The sequence below is a fragment of the Streptomyces sp. NPDC090106 genome (genome assembly GCF_044747265.1).
GTDB lineage: Bacteria > Actinomycetota > Actinomycetes > Streptomycetales > Streptomycetaceae > Streptomyces.
Window position 1 is genome coordinate 355,346 of the sequence record NZ_JBIVDS010000010.1, and the last position, 17,527, is coordinate 372,872.

Here is a 17,527-nt window from a genome sequence, read left to right on the forward strand (position 1 = left end):
GCTATGGGTCCAGGCGGTACCCGTACCCGCGCACGGTGGTGATCCGCGGGGCGGGCGAGGGCAGCAGGGCGAGCTTGCCGCGCAGCCTGTACACGTGTTCGACGACGGTCGCGGGCTGCTGCCAGGCGGCGCCCCAGATCCGCTCCAGCAGCTGCTCGGCGGAGAAGACCCGGCCGGGCGCGGCGGCCAGCAGTTCCAGCAGGGCGTACTCCTTGGGCCGCAGCGGGATCGGCCAGCCGTCGTCGGAGGCCGCCTGGCGGGCTCCCGTGTCGACGCGCAGCGAGCCGACCCGGAGCACGACGGGTGCCTCCGGCGGCTGGGAGCGGCGCAGCACGGCCCGGATACGGGCCACCAGCTCCCGCTGCGAGAAGGGCTTGACGAGATAGTCGTCGGCGCCGATCTCCAGCCCCGCGACGCGTTCGGCCTCGGTTCCCCGGCCGGTGATGACGACGACGGGCAGCCGGCTCGTGGAGCGCAGCGCGCGCAGCAGCTCCAGCCCGCTGCCGTCGGGGAGTCCCAGGTCGAGCACGGCGAGGTCGATGCCGCCCTCGTGCAGGACGGACTTCCCGGCCCGGGCGTCCATGGCCCAGGTGACCATGAATCCCTCGCGCTCCAGGAACGAACGGCACATCAGTGCGAAGTCCGGGTCGTCCTCGATCAGGGCGAGGTGTGGGCGCATGCCGCATCACCTGGCCCAACTGCCTTCCGCTCGTTGTGCAACCGGTGAGCGGGCGTTGATGCCCCGACCATGTGGCGAAGGTAGAACAGTAATTGCCCACGGTTCAAGGGGGAGCCGCCCAGGGGGAGTTCCGGCGCGAGCGCGTGCGGTGCGGGGATGACGTCGTCGCCGCACGCGCCCGCGCCGGAACCAGGGCCCCGGGTGTGTGCGGCGAGGCACGGAACGGAACGGACTGCGTGCACGAGAACGACCTGGGGCCGGCAGGCCCGGACACCCGCTCGGCGACCGGCGGGCACGCGCTGCTCCGCACGGCGAACGGCCTGCTCATCGCCGAACTGCGTGGCGACCTCGACCTCGCGAGCGCCCTCCCGCTGAGCCTGTGGCTGGACACCGTCCTCACCCGCCCCGCCCCGGCCTACGTCGTCGACGTCCGGCCGGTCTCCTTCCTCGACTCGGCGGGCCTCGGCGTGCTGCTGCGGTTCCGGCGGCGCGTCATCGAGGCGGGGCCGGGATTCGCCCTTGTGTGTGACACCGGCCGACTGCGCCTGCTGCGCGCGCACGGCAGCCTCGCGACGCTGAACCCGGTGGCGACCCTCGCGGAGGCGGTGACCCGGCTCGGCGCCCCGGCCGGCTGACGGCGCCCCGGCCCGCTGAGGACCGGTGCGCGCGTGCGGGTGCGGCCCCGCGCGGGGGTGGCTAGCGTGAGAGGAACCGGAGCAGTCACCGAACCGGAGAGGGCCGCGGTCATGGCGGTACAACCTGAGGGAACCCCCTGCTGGGCCGACGCGATGTTCAGCGACGTCGAGGGGGCGAAGAGCTTCTACGGCGACGTCCTCGGCTGGACCTTCGGCGAGTCGTCGTCGGAGTACGGCAACTACACGCAGGCCTACGCGGACGGGAAGGCGGTCGCCGCCGTCGTACCGCCCATGCCCGGGCAGGAGGGCATGTCGCAGTGGTGCCTGTATCTGGCCAGCCCGGACGCCGCCGCGACCGCCGCCAAGGTCCGCGAGCACGGGGGCGAGGTGCTGATGGAGCCGATGGCGGTCGGCGACTTCGGCACGATGTGCCTGGCCCGCGACCCGAGCGGCGCCGTCTTCGGCATCTGGCAGGCCGGGGTCCACGAGGGCTTCGAGGCGGTCGCGCGGCCCGGCGCGTTCGCGTGGGCGGAGGTCTTCACCCGTGACCCCGGGGCGTCGGACGGGTTCTTCCCGGCGGTCTTCCCCTACCGCTCGCAGCAGATGCAGGACGAGACGATGGACTTCCGGGTCTACTCCGTCGGCGAGAACCCGGTGCTGGGCCGGATGCGGATGGGCGAGGAGTTCCCGCCCGAGATCCCGGCCTACGTGAACGTCTACTTCGCCGTCGCCGACTGCGACGAGGCCGTCGCCAAGGCCACCAAGCTCGGCGGCGTCCTGCGCTTCGGGCCGATGGACAGCCCTTTCGGCCGGTTCGCCGCGCTCAGCGACCCGCAGGGCGCGAGCTTCTCGGTGATCGACCTGACGACCACCGAGGGCGAGATGCCCCCGATGGGCGACGCCTGACCCCGGCACCGGACGCCCGGTGTCCGACGGCCCGGCCGGGCGACCGGCCGGGCCGTGGCATGATCGAGGCCATGCGTGAACGTGTGGTGGCCGCTTGCGACGGCGCTTCGAAGGGAAACCCCGGACCGGCCGGATGGGCCTGGGTCGTCGCCGACGACAGTGAGACCCCGACCCAGTGGGAGGCCGGGCCGCTCGGCCGCGCCACCAACAACGTCGCCGAACTGACCGCGTTGGAGCGCCTGTTGACGGCGACCGACCCGGAGGTGCCGCTGGAGGTCCGGATGGACTCCCAGTACGCCATGAAGGCCGTCACCACCTGGCTGCCCGGCTGGAAGCGCAACGGCTGGAAGACGGCCGCGGGCAAGCCGGTCGCCAACCAGGACCTGGTCGTCCGCATCGACGAGCTGCTCGGCGGGCGTCAGGTCGACTTCCGGTACGTCCCGGCCCACCAGGTCGACGGCGACCCGCTCAACGACTTCGCGGACCGCGCCGCCAGCCAGGCCGCCGTCGTGCAGGAGGCCGCGGGCAGCGAACTGGGTTCCCCCGTCCCGCCGCCCTCGCCCGACACCCCCAGGGCCTCCCGCCCCGCCCGTGCCAAGTCCGGTGGCCGCGGCGGCGGTTCGGCCGGCTCGGCCAAGGGGGCGTCGTCCTCGCGGACCATCAAGGCCAAGTTCCCCGGGCGCTGCCTGTGCGGCCGTCCCTACGCCGCGGGCGAGCCCATCGCCAAGAACGACCAGGGCTGGGGCCACCCGGAGTGCCGTACGGCCTGATCAGTCGGTGTCGAACGTGTAGTGCGCCCGGTGGTCCAGCAGGTCCGCCGGGCGGCTGTCGTTCCACGGCCTCATCGTCTCGCCGAGATCGACGACGTCCGGTGTCCCGGCGGCCGGGAGGTACGCCGAGCCGGGATGCAGGCGCTGCCACCGGGCCCACAGCTTGTCGACGTAGGCGTGGTGCAGCCAGAACACCGGGTCGTTGGGGGAGACCCCGGTGGCCATCTGCCCGCCCACCCAGACATGCACCCGGTTGTGCAGATTGACCCCGCGCCAGCCCTCCAGATGGTTGCGGAAGCCGTCCGAGGCGCTGTTCCAGGGCGGCATGTCGTAGGTCGCCATGGCCAGCACCGAGTCGACCTCGGCCCGGGTCGGCAGCTCCCGCCCGGACCCGCCGAGGGAGCGGCGCAGGAACGTGCGGCCGTCCACGCGGACCGTGACCGGCCAGTTGCCCGCCGACGCGGCGAACGGGCCGTCCGTCACCTGCCCGTCCCGGCTGCGCCCGGTGCCGCCGAGGAAGTCCGGCGCCCACAGCGAGGCGCGCGGCGAGCGGTCCGTGGACCAGTCCCAGTACGGCAGCGCGACCGAGGCGTCCACCGACTGGAGCGCCCGCTCGAACTCCAGCAGGTATCTGCGGTGCCAGGGCAGGAAGGAGGGCGAACGGTGGCCCGTGCGCGCGCCGTTGTCGGTGTCGGACATGATGAAGGCGTTGTGCGTGGTGACGAACGCGTCGTAGCGGCCGGTGCGTTTGAGCTCCAGGACGGCGGCGACGAAACGCCGCTTCTCGTCGGCGCTGAGGCTCGCCTGGTTCTTGCGGACGGTCATGTGCGGTGCTCCGGAGTCCGTGCGGGGATGGTCAGTTGGCCGGGAACGGGACGAGCCGCGCGCCGCGCAGTTCGTCGACCGCGGCCCGGGCGGCGGCTCTCGGCGTGGGCACCGGGTCGTAGTGGCTGACGACGCTGATCCAGGTGCCGTCGGCGTTGCGCATCACGTGCAGCTCGGCCCCGTCGACGAGGACGGTGAATCCGGCGCCGTGGTGATGGCCGCCGCCGGCCGCCGGACGGCCCTGTATCCGGCGGCCCTTGTAGACCTCGTCGAACGCGTCGGGGGAGGCGTGGGCGGGGGAGTGGTGCTCAGGTGTCCGCGCCTGCGCCCGCGGGGCGAGCGTGACGGTGGCGGCGACGGCCGCCGCGGCGGCGAGGGCGTGGCGCCGGGTCGGTTCGGGCATGGGAGTCCTTTCGGGTGCCGATGACCCGGCATGCCTATCCACCCGGCCGAGGGGTGCGCGACCGGTTGGCCGCGATCAGGACAATCGCCCATATGTAGTGCAATGTTGAAGGAAGATGATCTTGCTGTCGGGGGTGGCGCCGGACCCCCGGACGAGGGAATTCCTCCTGTCGGGACGTGTGATCCGCGAGGGATCTCGCGCGCGGGCGCGTCGCCGGTGACCTGCCTCACCCGGAGAAAGTGGCGCAAACGCCCTGCTACCCTGCGTCGTCAAATGACCGCTTTGAGTAACTTCCAGAGGTGCGCGTGAAGGTCTCCTGCGTCGGAGGCGGGCCCGCCGGCCTGTACCTCTCCATCCTGCTGAAACTCCAGGACCCGTCCCACGACATCACCGTCCACGAGCGCAATCCGGAGGGCTCCACCTACGGCTGGGGCGTCACCTACTGGCGTGGACTGCTCGACAGGCTCCACGAGCACGACCCCGTCTCCGCGCGCGCCGTCGAGGAGAACTCCGTCCGCTGGAACGACGGCGTCGCCCACGTGCGGGACCTCACCACCCGCCACCGCGGCGACGAGGGGCACGGCATCGGCCGCCACCGGCTGCTGGAGATCCTCGCCGCCAGGGCCCGCGAACTCGGCGTACGGCTGGAGTTCGAGGCGCCCGTCACCGCCGACAACCTCCCCGAGGCAGACCTCGTGGTGGCCGGCGACGGTGTCCACAGCGCGCTGCGCACCGCCCACGCCGACCACTTCGGCACCGAGGTCAGGGCCGGCCGCAACCACTACGTCTGGCTCGGCACCACCCAGGTCTTCGACGCCTTCCACTTCGCCTTCGTCGAGACCGACCACGGCTGGATCTGGTGCTACGGCTACGGCTTCGGCCCCGACCGCAGCACCCTCGTCATCGAGTGCGCCCCCGAGACCTGGGCGGGCCTCGGCCTGGACCGGGCCGACGAGGCCGAGGGACTCGCCGTCCTGGAGAAGCTCTTCGCCGACGTCCTCGACGGCCACCCCCTGCTGGTGCAGGCCGGGTCCCAGTGGCTGAACTTCCGCACCCTGACCAACCGGACCTGGACCCACGGCAACCTCGTCCTCATGGGCGACGCCGCGCACACCACCCACTACTCCATCGGCGCGGGCACCACCCTCGCCCTGGAGGACGCCATGGCCCTGGCCGGGGCGCTGCGCGAGAGCGCCACGATCCCCGAGGCCCTCGCCCGCTACGAGAGCGAACGCAAGGCGGAACTGCTCTCCGTGCAGAGTGCCGCCCGCTACAGCGCCCAGTGGTACGAGGAGCTCCCGCGCTACATCCAGCTGCCCCCGCGGCAGATGTTCGCGTTGCTCGGCCAGCGCCACTCGCCCCTGCTGCCGCACGTCCCGCCCCGGCTCTACTACCGGCTGGACCGGGCCGTGGGACGGCTGGGCGCCCTGCGGCGGCTCAAGCGCTGGCTCGGCCCGAGGCTCGCGCGGTCCGTGCACGCGCGGCGGCTGGCCTCGCGCGACTGACGCTCCAGGCTGCGAAGGTAGGGTGAATGGCTATTCACCGGTTAAGGTGAATAGCCATTCACCCTCTTTTTCGTCTGGAGTCCCGATGGAGCAGCCCGCACCGGCGGCCGACCGCGGTCCGATAGCCGAGCCCGCCGGGAAGCGGGCCCTGCGTGAACGGCTCACGATCCCGGTGCTGGCGTTCGGCGGCATCCTCATGGCCGTCATGCAGACCGTCGTCGTGCCGCTGCTGCCCGACCTGCCCCGGCTGACGCACTCCTCGCCGGGCGCCGTCTCCTGGATGGTCACCGCGACCCTGCTCGCCGGGGCCGTCCTGACCCCCGTCCTCGGCCGGGCCGGTGACATGTACGGCAAGCGGCGGGTGCTCACGGGCGCGCTCGTCCTCATGACCGTCGGCTCCGTCATGTGCGCGTTGTCGTCCGACATCACCGTGCTCATCGTCGCCCGTGCCCTCCAGGGCGCCGCCGCCTCCGTGGTGCCGCTGTCGATCAGCATCCTGCGCGACGAACTGCCTCCCGAGCGGCGCGGCTCCGCCGTCGCCCTGATGAGCTCCACCGTCGGCATCGGCGCCGCCCTCGGCCTGCCGCTGGCCGCGCTGGTCGTCCAGTACGCCGACTGGCACACCATGTTCTGGCTGACGTCCCTCCTCGGCGCCCTGGGCGTGGCCGGGGTGTGGTGGGCGGTGCGGGAGTCGCCCGTACGGCAGTCCGGGCGCTTCGACGTCCTGGGCGCCCTGGGGATCGCCGCCGGGCTGGTGTGCCTGCTGCTGGGCGTGTCCCAGGGCGGGGAGTGGGGCTGGAGCAGCGGGCCGGTGCTGGGCCTGTTCGCCGCCGCGGTGCTGGTCCTCGCGGTGTGGTGGTGGCAGCAGCTGCGCACCGCCGAGCCCCTGGTCGACCTGAGGCTCGTCTCCCGCCCCCGGGTCGGCCTGTCCCATGTGGCGGCCCTGCTCACCGGCTTCGCCTTCTACGCCAACTCGCTCGTCACCGCCCAGCTGGTCCAGGCGCCGAAGGCCACCGGGTCCGGGCTCGGTCTCTCGATCGTGGAGACCGGCCTGTGCCTGCTGCCCGGCGGCCTCACCATGCTGCTGTTCTCGCCGCTGTCGGCCCGGATCTCCGCCGCCCGGGGGCCCCGGATCACGCTCGCGCTCGGCGCTGCGGTCATCGCGTGCGGCTACGCCGTGCGGATCGCCGACAGCCGTGACCTGTGGATGGTCATCGTGGGCGCGACGGTCGTGGCCACCGGCACCACCCTCGCCTACTCGGCCCTGCCCACCCTGATCCTGCGCGCCGTGCCGGCCGAGCAGACCGCCTCCGCCAACGGCGTCAACGTCCTGATGCGCACCATCGGACAGGCGGTCTCCAGCGCCGCCGTCGCCGCCGTCCTCGTCCACCACACCAGCCCGGTCGGCGGCCTCGCGGTGCCCACGCTGCACGGCTACCTGATCGCCTTCGCCATGGCCGGCGCGGTGGCCCTGCTCGCCTGCGCTGCCGCGCTGACCATCCCCGGTGACGCCGACAACACCGGCGAGGGCGCCGCCAAGGGCCGGACACACCGCTTCGGGCGTGCCGGGAAGCAGGTGCTGGAGGGAGCATGAGGGCCGTGAGCACCGCACCCCCGCAGGGCGCCGCACCGCGCCGCGACGCCGAGGCGACCAAGGCCGCCATCCTCAAGTCGGCCCGCTACCTCCTGGCCCGGCACGCCCACACCGACATCACCCTCAGGGACATCGCCGAACGCGCCGGGGTCAGCCCGCCGCTGATCATGAAGTACTTCGGCAACAAGGACGCCCTGTTCGCCCGCGTGATGTCCTTCGAGACCGACGCGGAGGCGCTCCTGGACGCGCCGACGACCGAACTCGGCGCGCACATGGTCCGGCTCGTGCTGGTCAGCCAGAGCGAGCGCGGCGCCGACCCGCTCCTCCGGATCGTCTTCGCACCCCTGCACGGCGACCAGGGCGACATCCTCCGCACCAACTTCCGCGCCCAGGTCACCGAACGCCTCGCCGCCCGCCTGGAGGGACCTGAGGCGGACCTGCGCGCCGAACTCGCCGTCGGCACCCTGCTGGGCCTCGGCGTGATGTACGGCATCGTCCGCGCCCCGCACCTGAGGGCGAGCGAGGTCGACGACATCGTCGACCGCTACGCCCCCCTGGTCCAGACCCAGCTCACGCCCTAGGGCGCGTGCCGGGTGTCGCCGGGCAGGCGGGACTTCGCGGACACGGCCTAGCCGAACAGCCGGTCCAGGAAGGCGTTGCGGAACACCCCGTGCGGGTCGAGGCGGTCCAGGACGCCCGCCGCCTGTCCCCACGTGCCCTCCCCGAGGGACGCGGGGATCCGCTCGGTGAGGACCTCCTCGTCGGCCCACACCGCGTCGTCCGTGTACGCCCAGCCCTTGGACCACTCCACCCGGGTGCCCGCGAAGCGGTCCAGCAGGAACCGTTCGACCTCGCGCAGGAAGGCCTCCGCGTACGGCGTCCCCGGCAGTGTCAGGACGTCCAGCCAGACGGCCGTGTCCCACTCGGGGTGCGCCGGGTCGGGGCGCAGCGCGGACAGCGACGGGGCGCGGGCGCCGTCGAGTCCGGCGTGGGCGGGGTCGTCGAGGCCGGTGACCCGGATCTCCACGGAACCGTTGACGGGGAACCGCCCGAGCGCCGCGTAGGCGGCCAGCCGCTCCCGGTAGAAGTTCGTGAAATCGGCGACCACGCGCTGCACTTGATCCCTGGCGGTGAGCACGGCGTATCCGTTGGCGTTGATCCTGAGCGTGGTGGGCCTGAGATAGAGCAGCGTGTTCTTCGACGGCCCCCAGAGGTCGGCCGACGAGGTCGTCACCAGCCCGAGCGCGGCGGCGTCGTACTGCGCGTTGCCCAGCACCGGCGCGAGGTACCAGGCGGCCTCCGACACCATCCGTCCGGCGAGATCCGCCACGACGGCGGGCACGTTGTCGGAGAAGGGGTAGTTGTAGGGCGAGGTCACCCGGCGCGAGGTGGGGGGCTTGGCCGGCTCGACGCTCCACACCTTGAGCCAGGGGAAGTCCGTGAACGCGAACCAGATCGCCTCCACCCGTCCGGCCTCGTCCAGATGGCGCGCCAGGGTCCGGCCGCCGCTGCCGGGCGCGGCGAACAGTTCGGCCGCCGGGATGTCCGTGCGGCTCACGCACCGGAGGTTCGCGTTCGCGCCGACCCGCAGCACCACCTCGGTCACCAGGGCCCGCCCCAGGTGGGTGAGGAGCGCGGCGGCGTCGGCCTCGTCGCGCGCGAAGGTCCGTCGCGCGTAGGCGCCGCTCGCCTCGTCCCACACCACCGCCGTGAGCGACAGCAGCCGGTTGCTCAGCGACCCGTACGTCTGGCCCGGCGCCCTCGTCTCGCCCTCGGCGGGCACCGCCGTGCCGTGCGCGTCGATCGCGAGCGCCCCGCCGAGGCTGAGGTCGCCGGGCGCGGGCGCGGCGGTCAGGCCCAGGCCGTGCCCCTCCAGGAAGGTCAGCAGCGCCTCCATGGAGACGCCGGTGCCGGCCCGCACGGCGGTCGGCGACTCCAGGGACAGCCCGGTCAGGTGCGGGACGGTGTCGAGCAGGAGGACCTTCGCGTCCGGGGCGGTGTCCTCGGTGAGCGTCAGCGGCGACCAGCCGTGCGCGTGGCCCCGGGCGCGCACCGTCCAGCCGCTGACCCGGACCCAGTTGACGACCGAGACGACCTGGTCCCCGTCGGCCGGGGCGCACGCCCACAGCCCGTCGGCGGTGATCTCGCCGACCCAGTTGCGGTAGGCGGAGCGGTACAGGCCGACGTCCGCCGGGAAGCCCGGCAGTTCCTCGGCGGCGGCAGCGGGGTCGGCGGGCAGCAGAACCGGGGCGGCGGCCAGGGCCGCGGAGGCCAGCAGGAAGCCGCGCCGGTTCCAGGACGTGTGGTTGCTCGCTGGACGATCAGTCACGGCCGCCACCGTAGGGATCACCCGGCCACCCTCGGCAACACACTGAAACGAGTCACCCGTGTGAGTGAACGATTCACGGGATTCCGCCCGGAGGGGCCCGTTCCGCGCGGTACGCCGACAGATGACAGACTGACGCCATGGAAGAACGCACTTTCGGCAGGCTCGGTCAGCGGGCGTCCGTCATCGGTCTGGGCACATGGCAACTGGGCGCCGACTGGGGCGACGTCGACGACAAGGAGGCCCTCGCGGTCCTGGAGGCGGCGGCCGAGTCCGGCGTCACCTTCTTCGACACCGCGGACGTCTACGGCGACGGCCGCAGCGAGCAGACCATCGCCACGTTCCTGCGCGGCCGACCCGACCTCCATGTGTTCGTCGCGACCAAGATGGGCCGCCGGGTCGAGCAGATCCCGCAGAACTACGTCCTGGACAACTTCCGCGCCTGGAACGACCGTTCGCGCCGCAACCTCGGCGTCGACCGGCTCGACCTCGTGCAGCTGCACTGCCCGCCCACCCCGGTCTACTCCTCGGACGAGGTGTACGACGCCCTCGACACCCTCGTCGAGGAGGAGCGCATCGCCGCGTACGGCGTCAGCGTCGAGACCTGCGACGAGGCCCTGGCCGCGATCGCCCGGCCGGGCGTGGCCAGCGTCCAGATCATCTTCAACGCGTTCCGGATGAAGCCCCTCGCCAAGGTGCTCCCCGCCGCCCAGGAGGCCGGCGTCGGCATCATCGCGCGCGTGCCGCTGGCGTCGGGCCTGCTGTCGGGCAAGTACACCAAGGACACCGTCTTCCCCGAGAACGACCACCGCACCTACAACCGGCACGGCGAGTCCTTCGACGTCGGCGAGACGTTCTCCGGCGTCGACTACGCGACAGGCGTCGAGGCCGCCGCCGCGTTCTCCGCGCTCGCCCCCGAGGGGTACACCCCGGCCCAGCTCGCCCTGCGCTGGATCGTCCAGCAGCCCGGCGTGACCACGGTGATCCCCGGGGCCCGCAACCCCGAGCAGGCCCGCGCCAACGCTGCCGCCGCCGCGCTGCCCGAGCTGTCCGGCGACACCCTCGCCGCGATCCGGGGCATCTACGACGACCGGATCAAGGAGCAGGTCGAGAACCGCTGGTAGCCGCGCCGCCGACCCGGTGACCGTTTGAAAAGACGGCACCGGGTCACCCGTGACGTATGACCGCCGAACGGCGCAGGGGCCGCGACGAGACCGACGACGAACGCGCCGACCGGATGTGGGTCGAGCTGCTCCAGGAGGTCCGGGTGGCCCAGACGGGCGTCCAGATCCTGTTCGGCCTCCTGCTCACCGTGGTCTTCACGCCCAAGTACGCCGAGCTGGGCGACACCGAGAAGACGATCTACCTCGTGACGGTCGTGCTGGGCGCCGCCGCCACCGGTGCCCTCATCGGCCCGGTCTCCCTGCACCGGCTGGTCTCCGGGCACCGGGTCAAACCGCACGCGGTGCGGTGGGCCTCCCGGCTCACCTTCGTCGGCCTGGTCCTGCTGCTCGCCACGACGACCTCGTCCCTGCTGCTGATCCTGCGGGTCGCCACCCACGACTGGTTCGTCCCCTGGATCGTCGGCGCGGTGGTCGCCTGGTACCTGCTGTGCTGGTTCCTGCTGCCGCTGTGGATCCGGAACCGGTACACGGAGGACTGACCGCGGGCCCGGCGGACGCCCGCCTCCCCCCTACTCGGCCGGCTTGGCCCCGCGCAGGGCGGTGATGCACGAGGCGATGGCCTGCTGGAGCTCCTCCAGCTGCTGCACCATGTCGTCCTCGACGAACTCCTGCACGTCGTCGAAGGTCAGCTCCTCGAACACCTTCGTGGCCTTCTGGAGGCTGCTGTAGAACTTCGTCCGGCGCTCCTGGACACGGAGTTCGGGGTCCGCCTCCACGGTCTCCACGACGAGGTTCTTGAGGGTGTCGTAGGCCTCGGTGGCCCACTCGCCGGTGTCCTCGTCCTCGTCGAGCTCCTCGATCAGCGACAGATGCCGCTCGGCCTCCTGGCGCAGGTCGACCGGCGCGTCGATGGTCTGCCCGGCCGGGGTCTTGATCTGGCCCGACTCGGCGATCTGGCGGACGTAGCCGATGCGGTCGGCGGCCCGGGACTCGGTGGCCACGGCCTTCTTCAGGTCGTCGGTGCGCACGACGTCCCGGGCCAGCTCGGCCTGGAGCTCCGGGTCCTCGCGCACCCGGTCCAGGAGCGCCTGGCGGGCCGCCCGCGCGGTGGAGGGGTCGGCGAGGATCGCGGCCCGCAGCGCGGTGGGGTTCTCGGCGACCTCCAGCGCCTTCGTGGGCCGGATGCCCTCGGCCTCGGCGGCCTCCGTGATGGCGGTGCCGCGCTCGGAGGTCGCGCTGTTGCGGGAGGTGTAGTAGCCGAGCCAGACGTCGGCCTCCGGCAGCTCGACCTCCTGGCCCGGGGCGAGCGCCTCGAACTGCGGGACGAGACCGTCGTCGGCGGCCTTGTCCCACGCCTTGTAGTAGCGCATGACGCGGTCGGCGGAGCAGCCGGCGAGCTCGGCGAACTCCTTCGCGGACACCTTCGGCGTCTCGTCCGCGCCCTGGCCGCCGGGCCGTACGCTCCGGGCCACCATCAGGCCGAAGGCCCATCCGCCGGTCCGCGCGTAGGTGCCGAACTCGCGCGCGTCCTGCGCGACGAGGTCCGACAGGGGCGCGGGGGAGGCGTCGGAGGTCTCGGAGGTCTCGGACGGGGCGAGGGCTACGGTCACAGGGGACTCTCCTGGAAGGGGTGAGGGCTTCGGAACACGTGCCGCGCACGCGCAACAGGCAGCCTATATGTACCGGTTGCTCTGGTTTTGGCATGCCTGCGGGAGGGAACGGGTGTCCGTTCGCGCTCTCGATCATTCTCCACGATGAGGAGAGGATGCCCGTATGAGTGTTCGCCAGCTGCCCGTGAGCGCGCCGTCCGCCGAAGGCGTCGACGCCACCGGAGTCCTCGCCTTCGTCGACGCCCTCGACGGCGCCCCCGACATCGAACCGCACAGTCTGATGATCCTGCGCCACGGCAAGCTGGTGGCGTCCGGCTGGTGGGCGCCGTACGCGGCGGACCGGCCCCACCTCCTGTACTCCCTCAGCAAGAGCTTCACCTCCACGGCCCTCGCCCTCGCGGTCGGTGAGGGGCTGGTCCGTCTCGACGACCCGGTGCTCTCCCACTTCCCCGAGTTCGAGGCGGACATCACCGATCCGCGCAGCCGGTCGATGCTCGTCCGGCACACGGCGTCCATGGCGAGCGGACACACCGAGGAGACCGTCGACCGGGCGCTGGCCCTGGACCGGCAGGAACTGGTGCGCGGGTTCCTGCTGGTGCCCCCGGAGCAGGAACCCGGCAGCGTCTTCGCCTACAACCAGCCCGCCACCTACGCGCTCGCCGCGATCGTCCAGAAGCTGAGCGGGCAGAGCCTCACCGGCTATCTGCGCTCCCGGCTCCTCGACCCGCTCGGCGCCGGGGACGTGTCCTGGCTGCGGGACCGGGCCGGGCGCCAGCTCGGCTTCAGCGGACTGCACGCCACGACCGACGTGATCGCGCGGCTCGGGCAGCTGTACCTCCAGGACGGCGTCTGGGAGGGCGAGCGGCTGCTGCCGCCGGGCTGGGTGGCCGAGGCGACCCGCGCGCACGTCGCCACGCCCGAGGGCGGCTGGCCCGACTGGGGGCAGGGCTACGGCTTCCAGTTCTGGATGGGCCGGCACGGCTACCGCGGCGACGGGGCGTACGGGCAGTTCTGCCTGGTGCTGCCCGAGCAGGACGCGGTGATCGCGATCACCTCCGACACCGACCAGATGCAGCAGGTCCTCACGCTGGCCTGGCGGCACCTCCTGCCCGCCTTCACCGACGGCCCGCTGTCCGGCCGGGACGACGAGGAAGCGGCCCTGACGGAGCGGCTCGCCGGACTCGCCCTGGCGCCCGCCCCGGGCGAGTCCGTACCGACGAAGGCCTCCTTCACGCCGGACGGCGGTGTCCGCACCGAACGCCCCAGGCTCACGGACGTGGAGGTGACCGAGGACGGCCGGCTGACCCTCGTCGAGGACGGGCACCGGCTGGAACTGCGGTTCGGCGGACCCGGCTGGACGGTCACCGACGCTCCGGTGCCCGCCGCCGTCAGCGGAGGGTGGACCGGCCCCGACACCCTGGAGCTGGACGTGATCCTCCTGGAGACCCCGCACCATCTGCTGCTGACCTGCTCGCTCGCCGACGGCACGTTCACCGCCCGCTGGCGCACCCAGCCGCTGCACAACGCCCCGCTGCGGGCGATGCGGGCGCCGCGCGACTCAGGGTGACGGGACGCGGAACGTCCGCAGGATCGTCGTGAGTGTCTCCTGGTTGGCGGTGTCGTTCCACTCGGCCGCCGGGGTCGTCCAGCGCAGGGAGTAGCCGATGCCGTCGCCCAGGAGGAAGCCGCGGCCGAGGGTGTGCACCCGGGTGCCGTCGACCGTGTCGAGCCACTCCATGTCGGCGGCCTCGTTGCCCTGGTACGTCGTCGACCGGATCGCCCCGAGCCGCCGGTAGTCGGCCGACTCCTTCAGACCGGGCTCCACGTCGTCGCGCCACACGGCCACCGGGCCGGCGTCGATGCGCGTGCTGTACGTGACCGCCAGGGTGCGCGGGTCGTCCTCGGCGCCCAGGAGAACCCGGTACGCCAGGTCGTCCTGGCGCCGGGTCTCCAGCACCGTCCAGCCCGTGGGCAGCGAGAGGGAGAAGCCCTCGGGCGCGTTGTACGTCCGGAAGTCGGGCGCCGCGCTCGACGGGGGAGCGGTGCTCGGCGTCGGCGTCGGCGTGGGCGTGGGGGTCGCCGCGGGCGGCTGCGAGGCGCTCGGGGGCGGGGTGTCGGCGGCGGACGCGGAGGGCCGCGCGGGGGACACGTCGGTCGCCGAGTCGGCGGTGCCGCCCGGCAGTTCACGGGTCACGGCGACGACCGCCATCGCCACGGTCACGACCGCCAGGGCCGTCCCTGCGGCCATCGTCCGTCTGCTCCAGCCCGGCCCGCCCGCGTTCAGGCCGCGCAGCCGGGGACGGGGGACCGAGGCGAGCGTCGCGTCGGGGTCCTCGTGCAGCACCCGGTTCAGCGCCTCGCGCACCACCGGGCGGGTCAGCCGGTCGCGGCAGTCCTTGCGCAGCAGCCCCTGCACGGTCAGGGTCAGCGGACCGGCCCGCACCGGACTGCGCAGCGGCAGCCGGTCCACACCCCGCAGCGTGGTCTCCGGGGCGTCCCGGTCCCGGTACGGCGGCTTGCCCTCGACCATCGTGTACAGCATCGCGCCGAGCGCCCACAGATCCGCCGCGGGACCGATCCGCTCGTCCCGCGCCTGCTCCGGGGAGGCGTACGACGGTGCGGTGACGCGGGGCGCGAGGGTCGCCCCGGCCAGCCCGAAGCCGGTCACCACGACCGGGCCCCTGTCGCGCACGAACACCTGGCCGGGGCTCAGCTCGCCGTGCGTGATGCCCTCACCGTGCCCGGCCTCCAGCACGTCCAGCAGCTCCAGGCCGATGCGCGCCGCCCGCACGTAGTTGAACGTGCCCTCCCGGGCGAGGAGCTGGCCCAGCGGGGTGCCCTCGATCCACTCGGTGACCGTCCACAGCGTGCCGTACTCCTCGACGGCGTCGACGACCGTGGCGACCCGCCCCGGGCACAGCCGCCCCATGGTCTCCGACATCCGGATGACCCGGGCGACGGCCCGGCGCGCGCTCTCGCCGTCCGGGTCCGGCGGCAGGCCGATCTGCGTGAGCAGACAGGGACGGCCCGCCTCGACGTCCTCGCCGTACCAGCAGACGCGGTTGGTCTCGCGGTGGAGCACCTCCAGGAGCCGGTACCGTCCGGCGACCAGCTCTTGTGTGGAAGCGTGCGCCTTGCCCATGGTCATCCCTCGCTGAACCGCCGGTTCACCTTTCCCTCAGGTACGCGGGACATCACCGTCTGCGTTCAGCGGTTTGACAAGACATTCCCTGACCAACGGTCAAAACCGCGATGCCGGGCGGTGGTTCAGAGAAGGCCGAACCCCCGCGCCCACCCGAAGACGTCTCCGGTGGTCGCGTTGCCCCCGCACACGACGAGCCCGAGCCGCGCGCCGTCGCCGACCCGTGCCACCACCTGGCGCGCGGCGGGGAGCAGGCATCCGGCGGCCGGTTCGGCCCACACCTTGGCGTGGTCGGCGAGCTGGAGCGAGCCCCGCACGGCCTCCCGGTCCGGCACCACCAGCACCTCGTCGACCAGCGCCGCCACATGGTCGTAGGTCAGCCGGGACACCGACGGCGCGCTCAGCGTGGAGACGATCGACGACAGCGCGACCGGCACCGGGCCGCCCGCGGCGAGCGCCTCCGACATGGCCTGCGCGCCCTCGGTCTCCACGCCCCAGATCCGCACACCGGGCCGACGGGCACGCAGCGCCGCCGCGACGCCCGCGATCAGCCCGCCGCCCCCGATGCTGACCAGGACGTCGGTGACGTCCCCCGCGTCCTCGTCGAACTCCAGGCCCACGGTGCCCTGTCCGGCGACGACCAGCGGGTCGTCGAAGGGGTGCACCAGCGTGAGCCCTTCGTCCCGCAACCGGTTCACCAGCGAGAACGCGCTGTCCATGTCGTCGGTGAGCCGCACCGCCGCGCCCGCGTTCTCGGCGATCTCCACCGCGCGGGCGGGCGCGGACCGGGGCATGACGACCGTGGCCTTCACCTGGAGGTCCGCGGCCGTCATCGCCAGCGCGATGCCGTGGTTGCCGCCGCTGACCGCCACGACCCCGGCGGCCCGCTCCGCCTCGCTCAGCGAGAGCAGCTTCGCCGTCGCCCCGCGCGCCTTGAACGAACCGGTGCGTTGCAGGAGTTCGAGCTTGGCGGTGACCGGGGCGCCGAGCAGCGCGGACAGCCCGGGGCTCGGGACGGTGGGAGTACGGACGACGTGTCCGGCGATCAGCTCGGCCGCGGCTTCGATGTCGGAGATCCCGATCAAGGCAGTCACCCTTTCGATGCGGAGCATCCGCACTGCGTCCGACCCTACGTCGGAGGGCGGGGTGGGGGCGCGGGCGAGTGTGCGGGGGCGGTGGCGTGACCTGCGCGGGGGCCTTGGCCGGACTGTGCGCCGGGTCGGGCGGTGCGTGTGCATGCCGGGGCGCGCTGGTCTGTGGGGGTGGGGCGATGCGTGTGCGGGTCCCGGCCGACGTGCAGGCGGACGGGGGCCGACTTGTGTGCGTGGCTCGTCCCACCTGTCTCCGGCGCAGGGCGGCCCCTGTGAGGGTGTGGCGTCGGGCGGTGCGTTGCCTGTTCGGGCGGATTGGTCTGTGGGGGGCGGGGCGACGCGTGTGCGGACGCGGGCCGACCTGTGTGCGGGCGAGGGGCGATCCGTGTGCGGGTCCTGGCCGATCGGTCTCCGGACGTGGGGTCACTTGGACGGATCCTGGTCGACCGGCATGTGGACGCGGGCCGACGCGCGTGTATGTCTCGCCCCACCTGTCTGCGGATGCCAGGTGGCCCCTGTGCGGCGCCGGTTCGATGCGAATGCGTGTCCGGGTGGACCGGCCTGCGGGCATCGTGCGGCCCGTGCGCGGGCTCTGGCGGTCTGCGTGCGGACAGGGGCCGACGCGCGCGTGCGGGTTCTGGCCCACCGGTCCGCGGATGCGGGGCGACCGGTGTGTCGGTTGCGGGTGACGCTCGTGTGGCGTCGGGGCGGCACGAGTGCGTGTCCGGGTGGACCGGCCTGCGGGCATCGTGCGGCCCGTGCGCGGGCTCTGGTGATCTGCGTGCGGACAGGGGCCGACGCGCGCGTGCGGGTTCTGGTCCACCGGTCCGCGGATGCGGGGCGACCGGTGTGTCGGTTGCGGGTGACGCTCGTGTGGCGTCGGGGCGGCACGAGTGCGTGTCCGGGTGGACCGGCCT

At 73.0% G+C, this 17,527-nt stretch carries 16 protein-coding genes; 9 read left to right on the top strand and 7 right to left on the bottom strand.

The window, feature by feature from the left end; all coding sequences use genetic code 11:
• Window position 1: 1 nt before the first annotated feature.
• Complete coding sequence (locus ACIPSE_RS31315) at window positions 2-679, bottom strand: response regulator transcription factor (RefSeq protein WP_401669068.1); 678 nt, start codon at window positions 677-679, stop codon at window positions 2-4.
• Window positions 680-915: 236 nt separating this feature from the next.
• Here ACIPSE_RS31315 and ACIPSE_RS31320 point away from each other — a divergent pair, with 236 nt between their 5' ends.
• The 3 genes from ACIPSE_RS31320 to ACIPSE_RS31330 all read left to right on the top strand — a co-directional run bounded on the left by ACIPSE_RS31320 (window position 916) and on the right by ACIPSE_RS31330 (window position 2,990).
• The gene (locus ACIPSE_RS31320) at window positions 916-1,314 is read left to right on the top strand and encodes an STAS domain-containing protein (protein ID WP_401669071.1); all 399 of its coding nucleotides are present in this window, start codon (window positions 916-918) and stop codon (window positions 1,312-1,314) included.
• Window positions 1,315-1,425: 111 nt separating this feature from the next.
• A complete protein-coding gene (locus ACIPSE_RS31325) occupies window positions 1,426-2,220 on the top strand; it encodes a VOC family protein (RefSeq protein WP_401669073.1) in 795 nt (264 codons plus the stop codon).
• 59 nt (window positions 2,221-2,279) lie between these two features.
• A complete protein-coding gene (locus tag ACIPSE_RS31330; protein ID WP_401669076.1) occupies window positions 2,280-2,990 on the top strand; it encodes a ribonuclease H in 711 nt (236 codons plus the stop codon).
• Here ACIPSE_RS31330 and ACIPSE_RS31335 read toward each other — a convergent pair whose 3' ends face one another.
• Both ACIPSE_RS31335 and ACIPSE_RS31340 read right to left on the bottom strand, forming a co-directional pair.
• Complete coding sequence (locus tag ACIPSE_RS31335; RefSeq protein WP_401669079.1) at window positions 2,991-3,815, bottom strand: tyrosinase family protein; 825 nt, start codon at window positions 3,813-3,815, stop codon at window positions 2,991-2,993. It abuts the gene before it with no gap.
• A 31-nt stretch (window positions 3,816-3,846) separates the two neighbouring features.
• A complete protein-coding gene (locus tag ACIPSE_RS31340; protein WP_401669082.1) occupies window positions 3,847-4,218 on the bottom strand; it encodes a tyrosinase cofactor in 372 nt (123 codons plus the stop codon).
• 299 nt (window positions 4,219-4,517) lie between these two features.
• Between ACIPSE_RS31340 and ACIPSE_RS31345 the strand changes: the two genes are divergently transcribed.
• The 3 genes from ACIPSE_RS31345 to ACIPSE_RS31355 all read left to right on the top strand — a co-directional run bounded on the left by ACIPSE_RS31345 (window position 4,518) and on the right by ACIPSE_RS31355 (window position 7,898).
• Entirely contained in the window at window positions 4,518-5,723 is a 1,206-nt protein-coding gene (locus tag ACIPSE_RS31345) for an FAD-dependent monooxygenase (RefSeq protein WP_401669084.1), read from the top strand.
• Between the two features lie 85 nt (window positions 5,724-5,808).
• On the top strand, window positions 5,809-7,317 hold the full coding sequence (locus tag ACIPSE_RS31350) for an MFS transporter (RefSeq protein WP_401669087.1): 1,509 nt from the start codon (window positions 5,809-5,811) through the stop codon (window positions 7,315-7,317).
• The gene (locus tag ACIPSE_RS31355) at window positions 7,314-7,898 is read left to right on the top strand and encodes a TetR family transcriptional regulator (protein ID WP_401669090.1); all 585 of its coding nucleotides are present in this window, start codon (window positions 7,314-7,316) and stop codon (window positions 7,896-7,898) included. The genes ACIPSE_RS31350 and ACIPSE_RS31355 overlap by 4 nt, the downstream gene beginning before the upstream one ends.
• A gap of 47 nt (window positions 7,899-7,945) precedes the next feature.
• Here ACIPSE_RS31355 and ACIPSE_RS31360 read toward each other — a convergent pair whose 3' ends face one another.
• Window positions 7,946-9,646, bottom strand: coding sequence for a cholesterol oxidase substrate-binding domain-containing protein (locus ACIPSE_RS31360; RefSeq protein ID WP_401669093.1), 1,701 nt, complete (start codon window positions 9,644-9,646; stop codon window positions 7,946-7,948).
• A gap of 137 nt (window positions 9,647-9,783) precedes the next feature.
• Here ACIPSE_RS31360 and ACIPSE_RS31365 point away from each other — a divergent pair, with 137 nt between their 5' ends.
• Both ACIPSE_RS31365 and ACIPSE_RS31370 read left to right on the top strand, forming a co-directional pair.
• Window positions 9,784-10,767, top strand: a complete 984-nt coding sequence (locus ACIPSE_RS31365) for an aldo/keto reductase (protein ID WP_401669095.1) — start codon at window positions 9,784-9,786, stop codon at window positions 10,765-10,767.
• 56 nt (window positions 10,768-10,823) lie between these two features.
• A complete protein-coding gene (locus ACIPSE_RS31370; protein WP_401669098.1) occupies window positions 10,824-11,306 on the top strand; it encodes a DUF6328 family protein in 483 nt (160 codons plus the stop codon).
• A gap of 30 nt (window positions 11,307-11,336) precedes the next feature.
• On the opposite strand, the gene ACIPSE_RS31375 is transcribed toward ACIPSE_RS31370, so the two are convergent.
• Window positions 11,337-12,377, bottom strand: coding sequence for a hypothetical protein (locus tag ACIPSE_RS31375; RefSeq protein ID WP_401669101.1), 1,041 nt, complete (start codon window positions 12,375-12,377; stop codon window positions 11,337-11,339).
• A gap of 163 nt (window positions 12,378-12,540) precedes the next feature.
• Here ACIPSE_RS31375 and ACIPSE_RS31380 point away from each other — a divergent pair, with 163 nt between their 5' ends.
• Complete coding sequence (locus tag ACIPSE_RS31380; protein ID WP_401669104.1) at window positions 12,541-13,944, top strand: serine hydrolase domain-containing protein; 1,404 nt, start codon at window positions 12,541-12,543, stop codon at window positions 13,942-13,944.
• Here ACIPSE_RS31380 and ACIPSE_RS31385 read toward each other — a convergent pair.
• A complete protein-coding gene (locus tag ACIPSE_RS31385) occupies window positions 13,936-15,519 on the bottom strand; it encodes a serine/threonine protein kinase (protein WP_401669107.1) in 1,584 nt (527 codons plus the stop codon). The genes ACIPSE_RS31380 and ACIPSE_RS31385 overlap by 9 nt on opposite strands.
• Before the next feature lie 125 nt (window positions 15,520-15,644).
• Window positions 15,645-16,604 (bottom strand): threonine/serine dehydratase, encoded by a 960-nt coding sequence (locus ACIPSE_RS31390; RefSeq protein WP_401669266.1) that lies wholly within the window; start codon window positions 16,602-16,604, stop codon window positions 15,645-15,647.
• Between the last annotated feature and the right edge of the window lie 923 nt (window positions 16,605-17,527).

Bases quoted from the DNA above. Each gene is read 5' to 3' on its own strand.
- ACIPSE_RS31315 (WP_401669068.1), bottom strand. From the start codon at position 679: ATGCGCCCACACCTCGCCCTGATCGAGGACGACCCGGACTTCGCACTG.
- ACIPSE_RS31325 (WP_401669073.1), top strand. From the start codon at position 1,426: ATGGCGGTACAACCTGAGGGAACCCCCTGCTGGGCCGACGCGATGTTC.
- ACIPSE_RS31330 (WP_401669076.1), top strand. From the start codon at position 2,280: ATGATCGAGGCCATGCGTGAACGTGTGGTGGCCGCTTGCGACGGCGCT.
- ACIPSE_RS31335 (WP_401669079.1), bottom strand. From the start codon at position 3,815: ATGACCGTCCGCAAGAACCAGGCGAGCCTCAGCGCCGACGAGAAGCGG.
- ACIPSE_RS31340 (WP_401669082.1), bottom strand. From the start codon at position 4,218: ATGCCCGAACCGACCCGGCGCCACGCCCTCGCCGCCGCGGCGGCCGTC.
- ACIPSE_RS31350 (WP_401669087.1), top strand. From the start codon at position 5,809: ATGGAGCAGCCCGCACCGGCGGCCGACCGCGGTCCGATAGCCGAGCCC.
- ACIPSE_RS31355 (WP_401669090.1), top strand. From the start codon at position 7,314: ATGAGGGCCGTGAGCACCGCACCCCCGCAGGGCGCCGCACCGCGCCGC.
- ACIPSE_RS31365 (WP_401669095.1), top strand. From the start codon at position 9,784: ATGGAAGAACGCACTTTCGGCAGGCTCGGTCAGCGGGCGTCCGTCATC.
- ACIPSE_RS31370 (WP_401669098.1), top strand. From the start codon at position 10,824: ATGACCGCCGAACGGCGCAGGGGCCGCGACGAGACCGACGACGAACGC.
- ACIPSE_RS31380 (WP_401669104.1), top strand. From the start codon at position 12,541: ATGAGTGTTCGCCAGCTGCCCGTGAGCGCGCCGTCCGCCGAAGGCGTC.
- ACIPSE_RS31385 (WP_401669107.1), bottom strand. From the start codon at position 15,519: ATGGGCAAGGCGCACGCTTCCACACAAGAGCTGGTCGCCGGACGGTAC.